The organism is Gillisia sp. CAL575, from assembly GCF_000403785.1.
Taxonomy (GTDB): domain Bacteria; phylum Bacteroidota; class Bacteroidia; order Flavobacteriales; family Flavobacteriaceae; genus Gillisia.
Genome location: NZ_APHJ01000021.1, coordinates 418,017 through 437,790 on the forward strand (window position 1 = coordinate 418,017; position 19,774 = coordinate 437,790).

The window sequence follows — 19,774 nt, forward strand, 5'->3', positions numbered from 1 at the left end:
CATTCAATAACTTTGAATTCAGTTTGATTGTACTAATTGAGTTTAAGTTTGAAGAAAAATCAACTAAATCGATGTTTATGAGATTAACTAACAAATTAAGACAAACCATTATAATGTTTATGGTCATGGTCTCAGGTTTTATTTATGCACAAACCGAAGTTAAAGGTAAAGTTGTGGATGAATCTGGAATTCCACTACCAGGAGCAACAGTATCTGTAAAAAATACTTCAACTGGAGTAATTACAGATTTTGATGGTAACTTCAGTTTAACTATTTCTGAAGAAGACAAAATCCTGGTAATCTCCTTTATAAGTTTTAAAACTTTAGAAAGAGAGATCTCTTCAGATTTTATGACAATTATGCTTCCAAAAGACGAAAGTCAGTTGGATGAGGTAGTTGTAGTGGGTTATGGTTCACAAAGAAAAAGTGATTTAGTAAATGCCGTAGCCAGTGCCGATATGGAGAAAGCAATCTTAACACCTACCTCAGATGTAAATGAAATGTTGAGAGGTAGAATAGCAGGATTACAAGTAGATGTAGGTGGTGGTACTTTACGACCTGGCGGTACCTCTGACATTATTTTTAGAGGACGAGGTTCAATCGAAGGTAATGTAAGTGCTATCTATGTAGTTGATGGTATTATTAGAGAAGGTGGCATAGAAGATATAGACTCTGATGATATTGAATCTATAGAATTTCTTAAAGATGCTTCAGCACAGGCCATATATGGTAGTAGAGGAGCAAATGGTGTTGTTGTAATTACTACCAAGCGAGGAAAAGAGGGTAAAGTAAACGTTAATTATCATGGATACATCACTACTAAAACCTTAGAAAGAAACTTTGATGTTTATAGTGGAGAAGAATTTGCGCAATTGCGTAGGGAAGCTGTAAGGTCTACCAATGCAGATGATTCTTTCTCACCAGATGAGGATATTTTTTCAGAAATCGAATTACAATCCATAGCTGACAATGATTTTGTGAACTGGGAAGACGAATTGGTAAGTAATGGTATTGTAAATAGTCAAGCATTCAGTTTGAGCGGAGGTACAGAAATGACTAAGGTGTACGGAAGTATCAATTATTTTAAGGAAGAAGGAATTATACCAACATCCAACTATGTTCGAAAAACATTACGTTTAAATGTCGACCAAAAAATTGGAGATAAATTTTCTGTCAATTTCGATTTAAACTTATTAAATGATGATATAGAAAGAGCGGCTAATGTAAATGTTATCACTTTTTCACCTTTGGGTAAAGCATTTGACGAAGATGGAAATCCAACGCGTTTTCCTAGTGGAGAAGAATCCTCCCCAGTGAACCCAATCTTTAATCTTAGAGAGCAGGATAATGATGAAAAAGGTAATGACTATGTAATTAATGTAACACCAATTTGGCAAATTACTGACAATTTACAGTACCAACTAAAAACTAACCTAACTAGACGTACATCTGAAAGAGGCCAATATCAATCTTCTCTGAGCTCTGCCGGGGATGATGTAAATGGAATTGCAAGAATAGACAATCAATTACGAGAATCTTATTTAATAGAAAACATCTTAACCTACGATAAACAGTTCAACCCTAATAATAAGCTGAATTTTACCTTGGTGCAATCTGTTCAAGAAGATCAATTCAGTAGAACTTTTACTCAGGCAGATGGATTTACAAATGAAAGTTTAGGATATGATGGAATTACCAATGCAATTGGTAATGTGATTGTAGAGCGAGATAAAAATAAAGAACGATTAGCATCTTTTATGGCTAGAGCTCGTTACAATTTATTAGATAAATATCTATTCACTGCAACTGCAAGAGCAGATGGAGGATCTGTAAACTCTGAAGATAATAAATGGAGTTTCAACCCGGCAGCTTCCTTCGCCTGGAAGATTCATAATGAAAAGTTTATGGAAGAATTGGATGCTGTAAGGGAGTTAAAATTAAGAGCTAGTTATGGAACTTTAGTGAATGGTATTGGAAGGCCTTACACTTCACTATTTACTGCAGATGGTCAGAATTATATTTTTGATGGAGAATCATTCTCAGGATATTCTCCATCAGTAATCTTACCTAACACCAATTTAAAATTCGAGAGAATTACAACATTAAATTTAGGTTTGGATTTCTCATTATTCAACCAATTATTGGTTGGTAATATTGACTATTATGATGCTAGAACTAAAGATTTACTATTAAGAAGAGGGGTTCCTTCTATTACTGGGTATCAATTCACATATTTTAATGCTGGTGAATTACAAAATACAGGAATTGAGTTAGGCTTAACAGCTAATATTATAACTACTGAAGACTTTAGATGGTCCGTCTCTACAAATTGGTCTAATAATCGAAATGAATTGAAAGAGCTTTATAATGATGGAAATGGAGATCCTATACTTACTGATGATACTTATACCTATTATGTTGGCCAACCAATTGGTGTAATTTATCAATATGAGTTTGACGGTATATTTCAGGAGGGCGATGATTTTGAAAATGCGCCTCAGGCTAATCCAGAATCAACGCTTAGCCAAGAAAATTTAAGGCCCGGTGATATAAGAATTAGAGATGTAAATGGTGTAGACGAGAATGGAAATGTTACCGGTATTCCAGACGGCAAAATAACACCAGAGGATAGAACTTTTACAGACCCGAATCCAGATTGGTTTGGATCACTATCAACCACCATCGCTTACAAAGGTTTTGACTTATTTGTAGATTTCTATGCGGTTGATGGCGCTACCAAAACAAACCCATTTCTTTCAGATTTCAATAATGGTGGAACGCTTTCAAGTAAATTAAACGGTGTTAGGGTACTTTATTATACACCGGAAAATCCTTCAACAACATTTCCGAGGGCTAATTTTGATACGGCACCTCAATATCTTAATTCATTGGCAATTAAAGATGCCTCTTATATTAGGTTAAGAACAGTTAGCCTTGGGTACACGCTGTCTGAAGCGATAATTTCAAAACTAAGTATAGATCAAATTAGATTTTATATTACCGCAACAAATGTATTTACCAATACGGATTATATAGGATATAGTCCCGAAGTTAATATTAGAAATACATTTTCCAATGCAGATACTGGATATCCAGATGCAAGCAGTTATACTTTCGGAGTAAAAGTTAAATTATAAAAAAAAGAACTATGAATACAAATATTTATTATAAAGTAAAAGGTAGTTTATTATTGATTTTCCTGTTTTGTTTTACAGTTTCCTGTGAAGATTATTTGGAGGAGCAACCAAGTACATTAATCGATTCAAATTATATCTATAGTACTGAAGAAGGCTTAAAGTCTGGAGTGGTAAGTCTTTACAAATTCAACAGGGATCGTTATGATAGAGACACTGAAGATTTTATGGGTGGGGTATTAATACCTTCTAGAAGTGATTTGGCTTTTAACAGGTCTGGATATCTGGGATTGATTGGAAGATACCAAAGATTTGTTTCCCCTGTAGACCAAGGCGCTAATTTTGGATCGACTTTGTTTTGGAAGCATTATTACAATATTGCTAACAGGGCAACAGATATTATAAATGCCGCAGAATCTATTGAAAACATTGATGAGGATGTAAGAAACAAAGTTATAGCTGAAGCAAAATTTTTTAGAGCAGAATCCTACTTCTATCTATACAGAATGTATAATAATATTTATGTTACAACAGAATCTGTTACAGTAGATAACGCTTTTGATGTTATTAATGATAAGTCTTCTGAAGAAGAAATATTTGCATTATTAAACAGTGACCTCAGCTTTGCAATAGAAAATCTAGAATGGAACGGCCAATTTGGTCGCGTTACAAAAGGTACAGCTAAACATGTGAAAGCAAAAGTAGCTATGTGGCAAGGCGACTGGGAAGAAGCTAAGTCGCAGGCGGTTTCCTTAATTGAAGAAGGGCCACACAGTTTAGTTTCTTCTACTGCTGATGTTTTTAAAGGAGATAGGAATAATTCTGAACAGTTATTTGTAGTTCAATCTCAAGATGGGCTATTGGGAGGTGGAGATCCTACAATGATCAACGCTAATTATACTACGCAATACTTCCAAATACCTGGGATAGAATCAAATATAGAACAAGGAGGCAGAGGTTTTTCTAGAATACTGCCCAACCGCTATTTGTTGAATTTGATTGCTGAGGATTCAATGGATACTAGAGATGATAACACCTATTTTAGATTAGAATATTTCTATACGTCAGGAGACAGTATTGGTAAAAAAATCAATATTTATAAGCCTATTTCAGATGAAAATCCAGAAGGTATTCAGGTGGAAAGATATTATCAAAGACTTCATCCATCCAATCTAAAATTTGTTCAGGAAGACGACGAGCCAGACTCCTATCTACAAAGAAGCAATATTATGGTCTACAGGTTAGCTGAGACTTACTTAATTGCTGCAGAAGCCATAATGAGATCATCGGGAGATCCTTTACCTTATATCAATGCGATAAGAACCAGAGCTGGAGCAGCTGAATTGACCAGTGTGAACGAACAAGCGATCTTAGATGAACGTGCACGTGAATTAGCTTTTGAAGGCCAGCGTTGGTTTACTTTAAAAAGAATGGGACAACAGGTTATAAATAGACAGATTACAAATTTTGCCGGAGACGGAGAATTTTTTCCAAATAATTTTGGTGGAGAAAGAGATCCTAGAGTTAACTGGATGGATCATTATATAAATTTCCCAATTGCTCAAATCGATTTAGACTTATTAGGCCCTAGCTATCCACAAAACTCGGGATATTAAATTGAGATTTTTAAATAATTATCGGGAATCCCAACCCTACATTGGGGTTCCCGATAATTATCTTTATTCATCTTCTGAAACGCCTCAAACAAATTTCTTTAACATTTGAAAGGATTAATAGCGTTTCAAACTTCGAAATCATCAGACAGATTAAAAACAAATAAACTTAAAGAGATGAATAAAATATTCTTTTTGGTCATCATATTATTCTCATTTCTTGGATGTAAGCCGCATTCCTCTAAAAATAAAACCACTATTACTCCCAGTAAAAAAGAAAACCTTGATATGGTTGAGACCTCAGCCTATAAGGATATGAAACTGGTATGGTATGATGAATTTGATTATACTGGTAAACCTAATACCAAAAAATGGAGCACGGAAGAAGGTTTCAAAAGAAACCGTGAGAAACAATATTATACTTCAAACAAAAAAAACATACGGGTAGAAGATGGTTTTCTAATTCTTGAAGCCCATAAAGATTCCGTTCCAAATGCAAATTTTGAAAGTGATACTACTAAAAGATGGCAAGAGAAATGGCGCTATGCAAATTATTCATCTGCTAGTCTTACCAGTAAAGATAAAGGGGAATGGAGATATGGCAGAATTGAAATCAGAGCAAACTTACCTAAGGGAAAGGGCATGTGGCCTGCCATCTGGATGTTGGGTGAAAACTGGAAACAAATTGGCTGGCCCGAAACTGGCGAGATAGATATCATGGAACACGTGGGCTATCAAGCAGATTCCATATTTGGTACAGTACATACCAAGACCTTTAATCATATGAAGGGAACCCAACAGGGCAAAAAAATATTTATTAAAGATCCATATGATTCTTTTCATGTTTTTGCCATTGACTGGACGCCCAATAAGATTGATTTCTTAATGGATGGCAAGGTTTATAATACCTTTGAAAATCGCCATAAAACTACTGACGAATGGCCGTTTGATCAAAAATTTCATTTAAAAATAAACATTGCTGTTGGCGGAATGTTGGGAGGTAGAAAAGGTATAGACGATGCCGTATTTCCACAAAGGATGCTAGTAGACTATGTTCGCGTATATCAAAAAGAATCTTATGAATAAATTACTAATTCTTATATTTTCAATATTATTTGTAAGCTGTTCAGCGCAGCAACATTCCATTATGACTTATAATATTCGTCTGGATGTAAAGTCTGATGGTGAAAATGCATGGCCTAATAGAAAAGACTTTTTACTAAATCAGGTAAAATTTTACGAACCTGATATTTTGGGAACTCAGGAAGGGCTTCCGCATCAAATTAAATTTCTCAACGAGAATTTGGATCATTATAAATTTATTGGAGAAGGCAGGGATGGAGGAAACAAAGGAGAATATACAGCGATTTTCTATAATTCAGAAAAATTAAAGATTATTGACCAAGGGACTTTTTGGTTGTCAGAAACTCCTGAAAAAATTTCTAAAGGTTGGAACTCAGCATATATCAGAATCTGCACTTATGGATTGTTCCAAAACACTAAAACAAAAGAAAAATTCTGGGTTTTTAATACTCATTTAGATAACAAAGGTCAGGAAGCTAGACTACAATCTGTGGATCTAATCGCCCAAAAAATAATGGAACTGAATGTTAAAAAATATCCGTTCATAGTTACAGGTGATTTTAACGTAGAACCAAATGATGAGGTTATCAAAAAGTTTGAGCAGTTCACTCAAGACTCTAAAATGATGAGTACGAAAGTAGTTTTTGGACCTAATGGAACTTTTAATGGATTCCAATTTTCAGAGCCTGTAGAAAGAAGAATAGACTATATAATGTTTGGAAAAGGCTTCGGACTTTCAGTTGAAAAATATGGAGTGTTAAGCGATTCTAAAGATTTAAAGTATCCTTCAGATCATTTGCCGGTTTATGTTGAATTCAATTTAAAAGATAATTCTAATGAATAATATTAAAGCAGTTTTCATCTGCCTGATTTCGATTTTTGGGTGCAATATACAAGCACAAACTTCTTCAGAAAATGATCATGAAATTGAAAAGAAAATCGATTCAATTTTAAAATTGATGACTTTGGAGGAAAAAATAGGACAAATGACTATGTACAATGGTAGTTGGGATCTCACGGGACCACCGGGTACCGTTAACGCTAAAGATAAGTTTGAAAAATTAAAAAATGGAAAGATTGGAGCTATGCTTAATGTGACTTCAGCAGAGGCTACTCGAGAAGCTCAAAAAGCGGTGATGGAGCATACCCGTTTAAAGATTCCACTTGTTTTTGGATATGACGTGATTCACGGTTATAAAACAATTTTCCCTATCCCGTTGGGTGAGAGTGCCAGTTGGGACTTGGAACTCATGGAAAAATCTGCATCCATTGCTGCAAAAGAAGCTTCTGCGGCAGGGATTCATTGGACATTTGCTCCTATGATAGACGTGTCCCGAGATGCCCGTTGGGGAAGAGTTATGGAAGGAGCCGGGGAAGATCCTTATTTCAATAGTGTAGTAGGAGTTGCGCGAATAAAAGGTTTTCAGGGAGACGATCTAACAGCTACCCACACGATCGCTGCTTGTGCAAAGCATTTTGCCGGTTATGGTTTTGCGGAAGCTGGTAAAGATTATAACAGCGTAGATGTAGGAGTTTATGAATTACATAACAGTATTCTACCACCGTTTAAAGCTGCAGCCGAAGCGAATGTGGCTACTTTTATGAACGCTTTTAATGAAATCGACGGAATTCCTGCAACCGCCCATAAATACCTGCAAAGAGATGTTTTAAAAGATGGTTGGAATTGGGAAGGTTTGATGGTATCTGATTGGGGTTCTATTGGAGAAATGATCGCGCACGGTTATGCTCGTGATAAGACACATGCAGGGGAATTAGCAATAAAAGGAGGAAGTGATATGGATATGGAATCCAGCGCTTATGAAATTGGGCTAAAAAACCTGGTTGAAGAAAATAAAGTTTCCATAGATCTTGTTGATGATGCTGTGAAAAGAGTGCTACGACTAAAGATGAAATTGGGTTTATTTAAAGATCCTTATAAATATTCTAATCTAGATCGGGAAGCATCTGATATCTATACAGAAGCACATCAAGAAATTGCCCGTGAAGCTGGCAGAAAATCTATAGTATTGTTAAAAAATGATACACTTCCAACGAAAAGCTCCCCATTATTACCTTTAAGAACAAATCAAAAAATTGCGGTTATTGGTGATCTGGCGGATGATAAAGATACGCCACTTGGTAACTGGCGAGCCAAGGCTGAAAGAAAATCTGCTGTTTCATTATTGGAAGGAATCAAAAATGCCATCCCTCCTGAGAACATAACGTTTGCCAGAGGTCCGGAGTTTGTGACAGATGTTCTAGAAGAGGGAAAAAGACAATTTTTATGGCCCTTAAAATTTAATGAAAACGATACTACTGGAACTGCCAATGCTCTAAACGTTGCCAAAAATGCAGATGTAGTTATCGTCGCAATGGGAGAAAATGCATATCAGACAGGGGAAGGAAGAAGCCAGGTTGATATTCAGATCAATAAGCTTCAGAAAGATTTTCTGAAGAAAGTTCGTAAAGCGAATCCTAATACCGTACTAGTGTTGATGAATGGTAGACCTTTGGATCTTAGCTGGGAATCAGAAAATATTTCTGCTATTCTGGAAACATGGCATCTGGGGTCTCAAGCTGGAAATTCCATTGCAGATGTTCTTTTTGGGAAATACAATCCTTCTGGGAAGCTACCTGTTTCTTTTCCAAGAAGTGTTGGCCAAGAACCTTTATTTTATAATCAGAAAAACACCGGAAGGCCTAATAGTCAAAATACTGTAACATTTTCAGGCTATACAGATTCTGAGAAAACAGCCTTATATCCATTTGGATTTGGCTTAAGTTACACCACTTTTAAATACGATAAGCTTAAGCTAAGTGATACTACCATGACCAAGAATGGTAAAATTCTTGCATCCATAGAAGTTACCAATACGGGAAATAAAGATGGAGAGGAAATTGTTCAACTTTATATAAGAGATCTTATTGGTAGTCTTACCAGGCCTGTAAGAGAACTTAAAGGATTTAAAAAGTTAATGATTAAAAAAGGAGAGACAAAAACCGTTTCTTTTGAGATCACTAAAGATCAGCTTGAATTTTATACTGTAGATAAGATCTGGGATGTGGAACCTGGAAATTTCCGATTAGGTATTGGGGGAGATTCCCAAATTAAATTAGGTGCTATCTTTAAAGTCCAGTAAGTAATTTCTATTTATCTATAAAGTATTCCGAATTATCTATATGAAATAACATGGTATGTGCAGTTGCATCCAAACCATATTTGTTTGAAGCCCGAACAGTAATTGTATAAATTCCCGGTTCCAGATTTTCTGGGATTGGGAATTTCCATAAATGTTCACTTTGTTTTGGTTTTCCAAGCTTCACACTATTCTCAGTAGGTGTGATTTCCATTATTTGAAGCTTATTTAATCTTAAAAAATAGGGGTCAAGATCTTCAGAATATATCATGTCTTGCCATTCCCCCTCACCTATTTTCACTTGTACTTCGGTGTCTTTATTACCAGCGTAAACATTGGCGATAATATCCTTGCTGTCAATTTCTATAAGTTCCCTTTCAAAATCGAAAGGCGTCCAGATATGCATTTGGCGGTTGTCCGGTTCAGAAACCTCATATTCATAAGTCTTTTTATTGTTCTCTAAACTCATCACCCAAAAACCTTTTGGGGTTCCATCTGCCATCATCGCCTGGGGAACACCAAACATATCCTTCTCTCCATGCCACCACGATCCGCAAACTGCACCTGCCACTAACTCTTCCACTGCCCCGTTCGAGATCCAACCGTCTTCTTTACTTATAGTTTCAAAAAATTGAGTGTGGGTATGCCCCGCGTATGCAGATACATTAGGATGATCTTTAAATAATAGGGAAAATTCTTTAAGGTTGATTAGCTCTTCTAACGGAATATGCATTAATAAATGGACAGAATTTTCTGAAGGTATAGTTTTTAAAAATCCCTTTACAAATTCCATCTGGTCTTCATCAATTAAGGCATCATAGCGGTAATAAGGTTTTGGAAACACATTGTTGAGTGTAATGAAACTTTGATTTCCGTATGTAAAAGCATAATATGAGGGTCCAAAATTAGATTCATAAGTCTCATCACGATGCTCTAATTCCTTCGCATCATAATTCCTATCATGATTTCCATATACATAATAAACTGGTGCTCCAACTTTACCCAGTATTCTCTTGATTGGATCAAATAATCGAAGATTATCATATGTAATATCACCAAGGGGTACGATAAAATCGTAGTTCTCACCAAGCATTTTTTCTGAAACCACTTTACTCAAATAATAGACTTCATCTATGGTTTTGGTCTGGGTATCCCCCAAAAGTGCAATTTTAAGGGTATCCTCACCTTCATTCTTATAAAGCGGAAAATTATAAGGCTTAGGAATTTCCTGAGGTTTTACGCCTGGAAATTTAAAATCGGGTGAGCCGTTTGGCTTATTAAACGTGTAGTTTAATGGTACATTGTCTTCGGAAAGTTTTGAAATATAACCTGAAGGTTTAATTAAAAATATCGTTTCATCGTTATCAACTTTTATAACATATTTACCTTTCTTATCCGTTTGAACTACATCTCGACCATTAGAAATAGCAACATTAGGAATAGTAGGTTCTCCATTGTCAAATACTTCATTTTTATTTTCATCTAAGAAAACCTGACCTTTAACCATCCTGTTTTGAGAAAGAATAAAATTTGGAATGCATATAATAAAAAATAAAGCTAAAATGATTTTCATACTTAAAAATGTTTCTAATTTATTAAGATTTCATCCTAATTTGGAGATAATATACAATTTAAAGATACCCGATTTATATTTAAAATCACTCCGAATAAAACGTCTTTCTTTGGTGTCAAATTAGTTTCAAATAAAACCGAAAAAACAAAAAACCCCGAAAATCTTTTGATTTTCAGGGTTTGTAGTACTCGAGGCGGGACTTGAACCCGCACATCCGAAAATACTGGATTTTGAATCCAGCGCGTCTACCAATTCCGCCACTCGAGCTAGTGGTCGGCAAAATTATAAAAAAATAATCATCTGCAACATAAAATCAAACATTTTAATTCTTAAAATCTGAAAGATTTTACTTTATGTCAAATAAGAGGGAAATCCCCCATATGCTTATTAAAAATTTTCATCCAACTTTACTACTGTTAACACTACAATACCTTACAAAATTTCTCAATTTGCCCTACGTAATAAATTTCAATCTATGAGAGATGATAGTTTAATCCGTCTTGCTAAATTTTTGTTTTTGATTAGTAGCATAGCTCTAGTAGTATTTATAATGACAAAAGTGGCTAGTTAAAAAACCATGATTTTAAGGTTTAAAGATTTAATTTTGAATTCTCCCTTATCAAAAAAATATCTTTTAGAATATTAACTAATTGCTAAATATTGACTTCCACCCTCCAACAAAGGGCATAGTAGCCTCTCTTTGAATTCTGTAACGAATAGGAGAATATCTTATATGTTCTATAAGACCGGATAATCCTTTTTAGAAAAATTTAATTAAAATATAGCGCCATTCCATTAGGAATTTAGACTTCCCTACAAGTATAACTTCTTTCTTGGTTTGGCGCTTAATTAATATTTTCAAATCTAAAGTTATCCAAATTTAAAAAGTTCAGGTTAATTCTATTACGGATTTCCGTAAATTCAATTAATGATACTAACTCGAACCACCTCATTAGATTCAAAGGAAAAACAAGTTGTTTTCGAACTTTGGAATCGCGAATATCCTAAAAGCTTGAACTACAATAAAATGAAGGAATTTGATGATTACCTCGCAGGATTGGAAGATCAAAACCATGTTTTAGTTAAAGACGATCAGAACAAAATTTTGGGTTGGTATATCACTTTTAAAAGAGAAAATGAAGTTTGGTTTGCAATGATCCTTGATACTAGCATTCATGGAAAAGGAATAGGAACCAGTTTAATTAAAAAGGCTAAAAAAAGAAATAAAACCCTTAATGCTTGGGTGATAGATCGTGCTAAATATGTTAAAAATGATGATACTATCTACAAATCTCCCTTAGAATTTTATTTAAAGAACGATTTTAAATTATTGAAAGAATCTAGACTTGAATTACCAAAGATCTCTGCTGTTAAAATAAGTTGGATGGCAGATTAATAATTGCGCATTTCATTTTAAAAGTTATACTATGAAGGCAAATCGAATTGAAACCTCTCTATTATCTTTAAAAGAATTATAAATCAAAAAACTTATATGCCTCTTAAATTACTCTTATTTGTCTCTTACCTATCATTTGCTTTTTCAGCTTCGGCACAACAAGCGAATTTCGTTGAACCCGCTTTCCCAAAATTATTATCTGAATACCAAAACATTCGTGATTTAAGTATAAATCAAAAAGGAACTACTATATATTTCACCATTCAAAGTCAGTTAAACGAAGTTTCTATCATTGTTGAAGCTATGAAGTATGAAAATTCATGGAATGTGCAACAGTTAATAACGCCTTCTGGAAAACACAAAGATCTGGAGCCATTTTTAGCTCCAGATGAATTAAGATTATATTTTGCTTCTAACCGCCCACTTTTAGATTCTTCAGAAATAAAAGAAGATTTTGATATTTGGTATTTAGAGCGTAAACATATTGATGATAAGTGGTCAGATCCTATTAATATTGGGGCTACAATAAATTCTGAATTCAATGAATTTTATCCTTCTGTTTCGGCCAATGGAAATTTATATTTTACCAGCGATAAATCGGGTAGTAAAGGAAAAGATGATATTTACAAGAGTGAGTGGAATTCCAATTCTTATCAAACCCCTGTATCCTTAAGCGATTCCATAAATACGGATGGGTATGAATTTAATGCCTATATCTCTCCAAATGAAGACTTTTTAATCTGTAGCGGATATAATCGCGAGGATGGATATGGAAGCGGGGATTTATATTTAAGTACTAAGTTGAAAAATGGGGATTGGAGCCAATCCAGAAATATGGGAGAAAGTATCAATTCAGATAAAATGGATTATTGTCCGTTCATAGATTTTAAAACTAGCAGCCTGTATTTTACAAGTAAGAGAAGTGAGATAAAACCTGAAGATTTCAACTCCTTAGAAGAATTTAAAACCTTGCTTAATACCTATAAAAATGGTGAAAGTAAAATATATAAAGTTCCATTTAATCTAAAGCAATTCCTGTAATTGGATAAAAGGTATGTGAAAATTCTGTTTTATAGAGAGAATAATTCTATTCTAGAATCTATCAAATCATATTTTTGTCGGCACTATAATAAATTGTAATTTCGAGTCTTATCATCCCCACATTATGTCTGAGTTTTGGTTATATTTTAGATTAGGTCTAGAACATGTTTTAGATTGGTTGGCCTACGATCATATTTTATTTATTGTTGTATTGGTTGCAGCCTACTCGTTTAGCAGCTGGAAACGAGTTCTATGGCTGGTAAGTATTTTTACTCTTGGACACACACTATCTCTATTTTTAGCTGTGTATGATGTGGTAAGAGTAACGGCCTCTTGGGTAGAATTACTAATAGCCCTAACAATACTCTTTACAGCATTCTACAACCTACTTTCTGCAAAGAAAAGAGAGCATCAAAGGAATATTAATGTATTATATTTTAGTACAGCTTTCTTCGGAATAATACACGGATTAGGCTTTTCGAGATATTTTAAAATGATCTTTCCCGACTCTTCTAGTAAGTTTTTACCACTTTTAGAATTCGCGCTTGGTATTGAAGCCGCACAAATAATAGTAGTGCTTTCTGTCTTAATTCTGTCTTTTATTCTTCAAAATGTGTTTCGAGTAAACAGAAGAGATTGGATTTTAGTAATTTCAGCAATAGTAATTGGTATCTTATTACCTATTTTAAAAGATACAATTTTGGCCGTTTGGTAAAAGTCAATGGCCTATAAATTATTTCAACCCGTGTCTTACAATATTCTAGTAGGCTATTTGTTTAATGCATACTCTACTATTGAGAAGGAATTTATTTAAAAAAATGCAAAAAGAGAAGCAATTAAAATTTGACAAAGCCTATTTAAGAATAGCAAATGAATGGGGTAAACTGTCGCATTGTAAGCGTAAACAAGTTGGTGCACTTATTGTGAAAGATAGAATGATAATTTCCGACGGATATAATGGAACTCCTTCAGGTTTTGAGAATTATTGTGAAGATGATGAAGGATATACCAAATGGTACGTTTTACATGCTGAAGCTAACGCTATTCTAAAGGTTGCCTCTTCCACACAATCATGTAAAGGTGCAACTCTTTATATTACAATGTCTCCTTGCAAGGAATGTAGTAAGTTAATCCATCAAGCAGGTATTACCAGAATTGTTTACGAAATTGGATATAAAGACAACAGTGGATTAGAGTTTTTAGAAAAAGCTGGGATAGAATTAAATCAAGTAACAGAATTAGACCATTGAAGAAGAAACACAAAATATATCTCCCTTTATTACTGGGTTTAGCTTGTGCCGCAGGAGTTCTGCTTGGCTCAAAGTTAGATTTTACACCAGACCAAAAAGGGCTTTTTTCTTCTAATGCCAAAAAAGAGAAACTAAATAGACTTATAGATTATATTGACTACGAATATGTAGATGATGTAAATACAGATAGTATTGTAGATGTTACGGTAAATAGGATATTAGAAAATCTGGATCCACACTCTGTCTATATTCCCAAAAATGAATATGCAGGAGTAACAGAGAACATGCAAGGAGATTTTGTGGGGATTGGTGTAAGTTTTTATAGTGTACAGGATACTATTGTGGTAATTCAAGCAATGAAGGGCGGACCTAGTGAGAAGTTAGGGATTAAAGGAGGAGATAGAATACTTTACGCCAATGATAAACAACTTTTTAACAAGCAAATAACCAACGACTCTATAATTGCGCAGTTAAAGGGAGTGGAGGATTCAAAGGTTACGCTAACTGTAATGCGCAAAGGCCTAAACAAATTGCTAAAATTTAATGTGAAGCGCGCTAAAGTTCCATTAAAAAGCGTTGATGCAGCCTATATGCTGAATGAAGATTTGGGCTATATAAAAGTGAATCGTTTTTCTGAAACTACTTATCAAGAATTCAAATCATCTCTCAATAAATTAAAAAAAGAAGGTGCTACTCAAATTGCTATAGATCTCAGGGATAACCCAGGAGGTTACCTCTCAGAAGCTATAAATATCGTAGATGAATTTTTGGAAGATGGTCAATTAATTTTATTCACTAAGAATAAGAAAGGAGATATCGAAGAAACTTTTTCTAATAAAAAAGGAGCCTTTGAGAAGAACAAACTTTTTGTGCTAATCAATGAAAACTCAGCATCTGCCAGTGAAATTGTTGCGGGTGCTTTTCAAGATAACGACCGAGGAACTATAATTGGAAGACGCTCTTACGGCAAAGGCCTTGTGCAGAGAGAGATGGAGTTAGGAGATGGCAGTGCAGTGAGATTAACCATTGCAAGATATTACACCCCAACAGGAAGATCTATTCAAAAATCTTATGAATTGGGGAATGAAGCTTATTTTAACGATTATATCCTAAGATATAAAAATGGGGAAATGGCAACTGCAGATAGTATCCACGTAACAGATTCTCTACGCTACGAAACACCTGGAGGCAAAATTGTATATGGTGGGGGCGGAATAATCCCTGATATCTTTGTAGGTAAGGACACCAATATGGAGAAGGAAAGTATCACTTATGTACTTAAAATGGGCCTTTTTAGCAGGTTTGTTTTTGAAGAATTAGAAAAAAATCGATCTTTTTACAATAGACTTACCTTAAAAGAGTTCCAGAAACGCGAAATAGTTACAGATAAAACTGCAGAGAACTTTCTAGCCTATATGAATAGTCAGAATGTCCCGATGAAAATAAATAACTATCAAGACCTCTTGAAAAAATATATCAAAGCAGTTATGGCAGAACAACTTTTTGGGACGAATGAATTTCAACGGATTATTAATGAAAATGACCGAATTATTAATAAAGTGATTGAATTATCTTTAACAAACTAGTATATTCGTGGACAGTTTGGATGCTTACAACGACTATACGGCCATTTTCCTTTTACTGTCTCCTTTGTTCTTTTACATTGTGGCAGTGAGCTTCCGCCTATTGGATAACAGTGCGCTACTATTCTTACAAAAAGAGATCTTGGTAGATTCATCAAATGTTTCTCTGGGAGCCATAAAAAGTCAAATAGATTCTTCTGCGGATTCCGATTTTAAATCCAAACTTAAAAGAGCTTTACTTTATAGAAAGCTTCATCGCGTGTTTATTATCTTAATGATCGCTTCACTACCAGTTACAGTTGTTACTTATTTCACATTATTTTATACATAAGAAATTTGTCGTAAGGATTATTATCCGTGTAATCTATCAAAAATAACAAGTCTAAATTATTTTAACTATTTGTAATTCAATTATTTGAAACAAATATAAATACTTCTGTAATAAATATAAAAGAACAATTTTTGAAGACAAAGAGATTTTTTCAGAGAACCTAAAGTTTTAGAAAAGGGTTAAATCAATATTACAAAGTATAATATATCGATTAACTAATTTTGTAAGACAATTCCTTCGTAATTTGATTGTTGCGTAAGAATAATCATACGCATAAATTTAATTCTTAAGTAGATCAGGTTGCGTGATAATGAACTGATTAAAAATTCCTCAATTACTTGCCATTCACTTTTTTATCTATTGCTTTAGATGTCAATAAAATTGAAAGCAAAACAATAACACAAGCTGCACCAACAATTCCAATAAGTGCTATTGAACTATCCTCACTTAAAAGATCATCAAAATTTAAGACTGTAATATTGTAGGCAACAACAGCAGCAGAAAGCGCTATTAATATGTAGATAAATATTCTCATTTAAATAAATTCTGAATGTTAGCAGCAAATAATTTCACAGCGATAGCTAATAAAATTACACCAAATATTTTTCGGATTACGTTAATTCCTTGTTTTCCTAAAAAGTGCTCAATCTTACCAGAAGACTTTAGCACTAAAAAGACAAAGATGATATTGATTACAATTGCAACAATAATATTAATTGTATCATATTCTGATCTTAAAGACAATAAGGTTGTCATTGTCCCAGCCCCTGCTATTAAAGGAAAGGCCAAAGGAACCACAGCAGAAGTTTCTGGTGTATCATCTTTATAGAGCGTTATTCCAAGAATCATTTCAAGAGCTAGAAAAAACAAGATAAAGGAACCTGCAACTGCAAAAGAGTTCACATCTATTCCAATTAAATTTAAGATCTCTGCTCCTACAAACAGAAACATAATCATTAATATACCTGCTACAATAGAAGCCTTTTCGCTTTGTATATGACCTGCTTTTTTCTTTAGATCTATAATGATTGGGATACTTCCAATGATATCTATTACAGCGAATAAAATCATGCTGGCGGTACCAATTTCACGAATATCTAATTTCATAACAATAAACTTTAAAATCGCCGCAAAATTACTCTTAAATTGCAGAAAGCAAATAAATTCCTTAGGAAATTTACAAAAGCAGGAATCCTTAAAAAACCTAGGTTAAAGGGTCTATAAATTCAGTTTATATAATATCTTTGCGGCTATGTTCCAAATAGGTAAAACCATCGTTTCTGAAGATATAATCCAAAAGGATTTCGTGTGCAATCTAGCTGCATGTAAAGGCGCTTGTTGTATAGACGGCGATGCCGGAGCACCTTTAGATGCCGAAGAAACTAAAATACTTCAAGATATTTATCCTAACGTTAAGCCTTTTCTACGTAAAGAAGGAATTGCAGCCATAGAAGCTCAAGGTACATTTATCACTACCGAGGATGGTGAGTTAGAAACTCCTCTTATAAATGGAGCAGATTGTGCTTATGTGACCTTTGATAATAGAGGGACTGCCCTATGCGGAATTGAAGAAGCATATAATCAAGGTGAGATCGATTGGAAAAAGCCAGTATCCTGTCATTTATATCCAGTTAGAGTTCAGGATTATTCTGAATTTGCAGCAGTAAATTATCATCATTGGCATATTTGCGATGATGCATGTACTCTTGGTAAAGAATTGCAAGTTCCCGTCTACAAATTTGTAAAACAAGCATTGATAAGAAAGTTTGGAGAAGACTGGTATGGCGAACTTGAAGAAACCGCACAGAAATTAAATAAATAAAATCTTCCTCTTCTGTATCAAAAACCTCAATTGTTTTCAATAATTTGAATTTTGAAAATCCCATTGATAGATAAAAATTAATTGCGAGTTAAAAATATCAAATAACAACTTAATTATAAGTTAATTATAACTATTGGTTATAATTATGGTTGTAAATTTCTGTCAGCATATTACCCAACATTTTTAGTATTCCCCTTCCCCCTTTTTATATACTTTCTCGAAAAATCTCACTTTTCAAGATTTTTTTAAATGTACTTCCAAAACAGAAATACAACTCTGACTGTTTATCATAATAATTAAATTTTAAAAAGATCTAAGCTTTTTAATCTTAGATCTTTCAATCTACTTTTAATTATTTTCTTTTCTACTCTCTTCTAGATCACATAAAACTCCATTCCTCGATTTGTTAAAATTTAGTCGGAAAAAGGCTAATTGTTAATAGCTATTAAACAAGCTTGTATCAGTCTGTTTTAAAGGGGTTCCACTGTATTTACCTATGTTTGGTTAGTTTTTTACAAATAATTACAATGAACTGATTGCCAATATATTATCGAGCTTATTTAATATTATTTTAAGAATTTAAAATTACAGCTCTGTTAAAAACTTTGTTGAAAACGTTTGTCCATTTTCCTTTCAAAATCTAATAGATTTTTCAATATTTGTTTGAACGAGAATTTCACGTTTAGATCACCTTAAAAAACCACTATTCTATGGCACAACTTGAACCCATTTTACAAGAGAACAAAGATCGATTTGTAATCTTTCCAATTAAACATCATGATATTTGGGATTGGTATAAAAAAATGGAAGCAAGTTTTTGGACTGCTGAAGAGATCGATCTTCATCAAGATCTTTCAGATTGGAACAATAAGTTGAACGCAGATGAGCGTTATTTTATAAAACATATTCTTGCGTTTTTTGCAGCGTCAGATGGTATTGTAAATGAAAATCTTGCTGAAAATTTCGTGAACGAAGTTCAATACGCAGAAGCAAAATTCTTTTATGGTTTCCAAATTATGATGGAAAATATTCATTCTGAAACGTATTCTCTACTTATAGATACATACGTAAAAGATGAAAAAGAAAAAGATCAGCTTTTTCACGCTATAGAGACATTTCCTGCTATCAAGAAAAAAGCAGATTGGGCTTTACAGTGGATAGAATCTGATTCTTTTGCTGAAAGATTAATTGCATTTGCTGCAGTAGAAGGAATTTTCTTCTCTGGAGCTTTTTGCTCTATTTTCTGGTTAAAGAAACGTGGATTAATGCCAGGGCTTACTTTCTCTAACGAATTGATATCTCGTGACGAGGGTGTTCACTGTGACTTCGCAGTGCATTTACACCAAAATCACATTATAAATAAAGTGCCTAAAGAACGTATTCGCCAAATACTTACCGATGCTTTAACTATTGAGCGTGAATTTATCACCGAATCTTTACCAGCAAGTCTTATTGGTATGAATGCCAAATTAATGACGGAATATCTGGAATTTGTTGCAGATAGATTGTTAGTAGAATTTGGATGTGAAAAAGAATATGGTAGTGCAAATCCATTTGACTTTATGGATATGATCAACTTACAAGGAAAAACAAACTTCTTTGAAAAACGAGTTGGTGAATACCAAAAAGCGGGTGTAATGAATAAAGATAAAGACACCGATAAAATAAGTTTTGACGCTGACTTTTAATTAAGCGTTTTTCAATTAAATATGATCGTGCCCCCCATCGCGATCGTATTTAATATTTTTTTAACCCGGAAAATATTCGAATAACTGAAATTGAGAACCCCAACTTCTCTACTTCTACTTTTC

Annotated in this window: 16 protein-coding genes and 1 tRNA gene; 13 read left to right on the forward strand and 4 right to left on the reverse strand. The window is 33.9% G+C overall.

The features are described from left to right. Positions 1-77 precede the first annotated feature (77 nt). From I130_RS04645 to bglX, 5 genes are all read left to right on the forward strand, one after another. Entirely contained in the window at positions 78-3,137 is a 3,060-nt protein-coding gene (locus I130_RS04645; protein ID WP_198012031.1) for a SusC/RagA family TonB-linked outer membrane protein, read from the forward strand. 11 nt (positions 3,138-3,148) lie between these two features. Continuing rightward, positions 3,149-4,750 (forward strand): RagB/SusD family nutrient uptake outer membrane protein, encoded by a 1,602-nt coding sequence (locus I130_RS04650; protein WP_051119607.1) that lies wholly within the window; start codon positions 3,149-3,151, stop codon positions 4,748-4,750. Positions 4,751-4,924: 174 nt separating this feature from the next. Further along, positions 4,925-5,833 (forward strand): family 16 glycosylhydrolase, encoded by a 909-nt coding sequence (locus I130_RS04655; RefSeq protein WP_034920493.1) that lies wholly within the window; start codon positions 4,925-4,927, stop codon positions 5,831-5,833. After that, positions 5,826-6,674 carry an endonuclease/exonuclease/phosphatase family protein gene (locus I130_RS04660; protein ID WP_034920494.1) on the forward strand — a complete coding sequence of 283 codons (849 nt, stop codon included), beginning with the start codon at positions 5,826-5,828 and terminating at the stop codon, positions 6,672-6,674. Before I130_RS04655 ends, I130_RS04660 begins: the two co-directional genes overlap by 8 nt. Then, positions 6,667-8,970, forward strand: coding sequence for a beta-glucosidase BglX (gene bglX / locus I130_RS04665; protein WP_034919948.1), 2,304 nt, complete (start codon positions 6,667-6,669; stop codon positions 8,968-8,970). Before I130_RS04660 ends, bglX begins: the two co-directional genes overlap by 8 nt. Before the next feature lie 7 nt (positions 8,971-8,977). Here the strand turns inward: bglX and I130_RS04670 are convergent, their stop codons facing one another. Together I130_RS04670 and I130_RS04675 are read right to left on the reverse strand one after the other, a co-directional pair. Then, positions 8,978-10,540 carry a calcineurin-like phosphoesterase C-terminal domain-containing protein gene (locus I130_RS04670; RefSeq protein WP_034919950.1) on the reverse strand — a complete coding sequence of 521 codons (1,563 nt, stop codon included), beginning with the start codon at positions 10,538-10,540 and terminating at the stop codon, positions 8,978-8,980. 185 nt (positions 10,541-10,725) lie between these two features. Continuing rightward, positions 10,726-10,807 (reverse strand) — tRNA-Leu (locus I130_RS04675). A 661-nt stretch (positions 10,808-11,468) separates the two neighbouring features. On the opposite strand from I130_RS04675, the gene I130_RS04680 reads away from it, so the two are divergent. From I130_RS04680 to I130_RS04705, 6 genes are all read left to right on the forward strand, one after another. Continuing rightward, entirely contained in the window at positions 11,469-11,936 is a 468-nt protein-coding gene (locus I130_RS04680; RefSeq protein WP_034919952.1) for a GNAT family N-acetyltransferase, read from the forward strand. A gap of 96 nt (positions 11,937-12,032) precedes the next feature. Continuing rightward, on the forward strand, positions 12,033-12,977 hold the full coding sequence (locus tag I130_RS04685; protein WP_034919954.1) for a PD40 domain-containing protein: 945 nt from the start codon (positions 12,033-12,035) through the stop codon (positions 12,975-12,977). 124 nt (positions 12,978-13,101) lie between these two features. Then, positions 13,102-13,692, forward strand: coding sequence for a HupE/UreJ family protein (locus I130_RS04690; protein ID WP_034919956.1), 591 nt, complete (start codon positions 13,102-13,104; stop codon positions 13,690-13,692). 103 nt (positions 13,693-13,795) lie between these two features. Then, entirely contained in the window at positions 13,796-14,227 is a 432-nt protein-coding gene (locus I130_RS04695) for a deoxycytidylate deaminase (protein ID WP_034919959.1), read from the forward strand. Further along, positions 14,224-15,813: a S41 family peptidase gene (locus tag I130_RS04700; protein WP_034919961.1), complete on the forward strand. Its 1,590-nt coding sequence runs from the start codon at positions 14,224-14,226 to the stop codon at positions 15,811-15,813. The genes I130_RS04695 and I130_RS04700 overlap by 4 nt, the downstream gene beginning before the upstream one ends. A gap of 7 nt (positions 15,814-15,820) precedes the next feature. After that, complete coding sequence (locus I130_RS04705; protein WP_232224023.1) at positions 15,821-16,141, forward strand: hypothetical protein; 321 nt, start codon at positions 15,821-15,823, stop codon at positions 16,139-16,141. Positions 16,142-16,475: 334 nt separating this feature from the next. Here I130_RS04705 and I130_RS04710 read toward each other — a convergent pair whose 3' ends face one another. Both I130_RS04710 and I130_RS04715 read right to left on the reverse strand, forming a co-directional pair. Continuing rightward, the gene (locus I130_RS04710) at positions 16,476-16,676 is read right to left on the reverse strand and encodes a hypothetical protein (protein WP_034919967.1); all 201 of its coding nucleotides are present in this window, start codon (positions 16,674-16,676) and stop codon (positions 16,476-16,478) included. Beyond that, positions 16,673-17,248, reverse strand: a complete 576-nt coding sequence (locus tag I130_RS04715) for a MarC family protein (protein ID WP_034919969.1) — start codon at positions 17,246-17,248, stop codon at positions 16,673-16,675. The genes I130_RS04710 and I130_RS04715 overlap by 4 nt, the downstream gene beginning before the upstream one ends. Before the next feature lie 145 nt (positions 17,249-17,393). On the opposite strand from I130_RS04715, the gene I130_RS04720 reads away from it, so the two are divergent. Together I130_RS04720 and I130_RS04725 are read left to right on the forward strand one after the other, a co-directional pair. Then, the gene (locus I130_RS04720; protein WP_034919971.1) at positions 17,394-17,963 is read left to right on the forward strand and encodes a DUF3109 family protein; all 570 of its coding nucleotides are present in this window, start codon (positions 17,394-17,396) and stop codon (positions 17,961-17,963) included. A 710-nt stretch (positions 17,964-18,673) separates the two neighbouring features. After that, positions 18,674-19,651, forward strand: coding sequence for a ribonucleotide-diphosphate reductase subunit beta (locus I130_RS04725; RefSeq protein WP_034919974.1), 978 nt, complete (start codon positions 18,674-18,676; stop codon positions 19,649-19,651). Positions 19,652-19,774: the final 123 nt, after the last annotated feature.

What these genes read in the sequence shown, in the direction of transcription:
- I130_RS04645 (WP_198012031.1), top strand. Translation starts at nt 78, where the DNA reads ATGAGATTAACTAACAAATTAAGACAAACCATTATAATGTTTATGGTC.
- I130_RS04650 (WP_051119607.1), top strand. Translation starts at nt 3,149, where the DNA reads ATGAATACAAATATTTATTATAAAGTAAAAGGTAGTTTATTATTGATT.
- I130_RS04655 (WP_034920493.1), top strand. Translation starts at nt 4,925, where the DNA reads ATGAATAAAATATTCTTTTTGGTCATCATATTATTCTCATTTCTTGGA.
- I130_RS04660 (WP_034920494.1), top strand. Translation starts at nt 5,826, where the DNA reads ATGAATAAATTACTAATTCTTATATTTTCAATATTATTTGTAAGCTGT.
- bglX (WP_034919948.1), top strand. Translation starts at nt 6,667, where the DNA reads ATGAATAATATTAAAGCAGTTTTCATCTGCCTGATTTCGATTTTTGGG.
- I130_RS04670 (WP_034919950.1), bottom strand. Translation starts at nt 10,540, where the DNA reads ATGAAAATCATTTTAGCTTTATTTTTTATTATATGCATTCCAAATTTT.
- I130_RS04680 (WP_034919952.1), top strand. Translation starts at nt 11,469, where the DNA reads ATGATACTAACTCGAACCACCTCATTAGATTCAAAGGAAAAACAAGTT.
- I130_RS04685 (WP_034919954.1), top strand. Translation starts at nt 12,033, where the DNA reads ATGCCTCTTAAATTACTCTTATTTGTCTCTTACCTATCATTTGCTTTT.
- I130_RS04690 (WP_034919956.1), top strand. Translation starts at nt 13,102, where the DNA reads ATGTCTGAGTTTTGGTTATATTTTAGATTAGGTCTAGAACATGTTTTA.
- I130_RS04695 (WP_034919959.1), top strand. Translation starts at nt 13,796, where the DNA reads ATGCAAAAAGAGAAGCAATTAAAATTTGACAAAGCCTATTTAAGAATA.
- I130_RS04710 (WP_034919967.1), bottom strand. Translation starts at nt 16,676, where the DNA reads ATGAGAATATTTATCTACATATTAATAGCGCTTTCTGCTGCTGTTGTT.
- I130_RS04715 (WP_034919969.1), bottom strand. Translation starts at nt 17,248, where the DNA reads ATGAAATTAGATATTCGTGAAATTGGTACCGCCAGCATGATTTTATTC.
- I130_RS04720 (WP_034919971.1), top strand. Translation starts at nt 17,394, where the DNA reads ATGTTCCAAATAGGTAAAACCATCGTTTCTGAAGATATAATCCAAAAG.
- I130_RS04725 (WP_034919974.1), top strand. Translation starts at nt 18,674, where the DNA reads ATGGCACAACTTGAACCCATTTTACAAGAGAACAAAGATCGATTTGTA.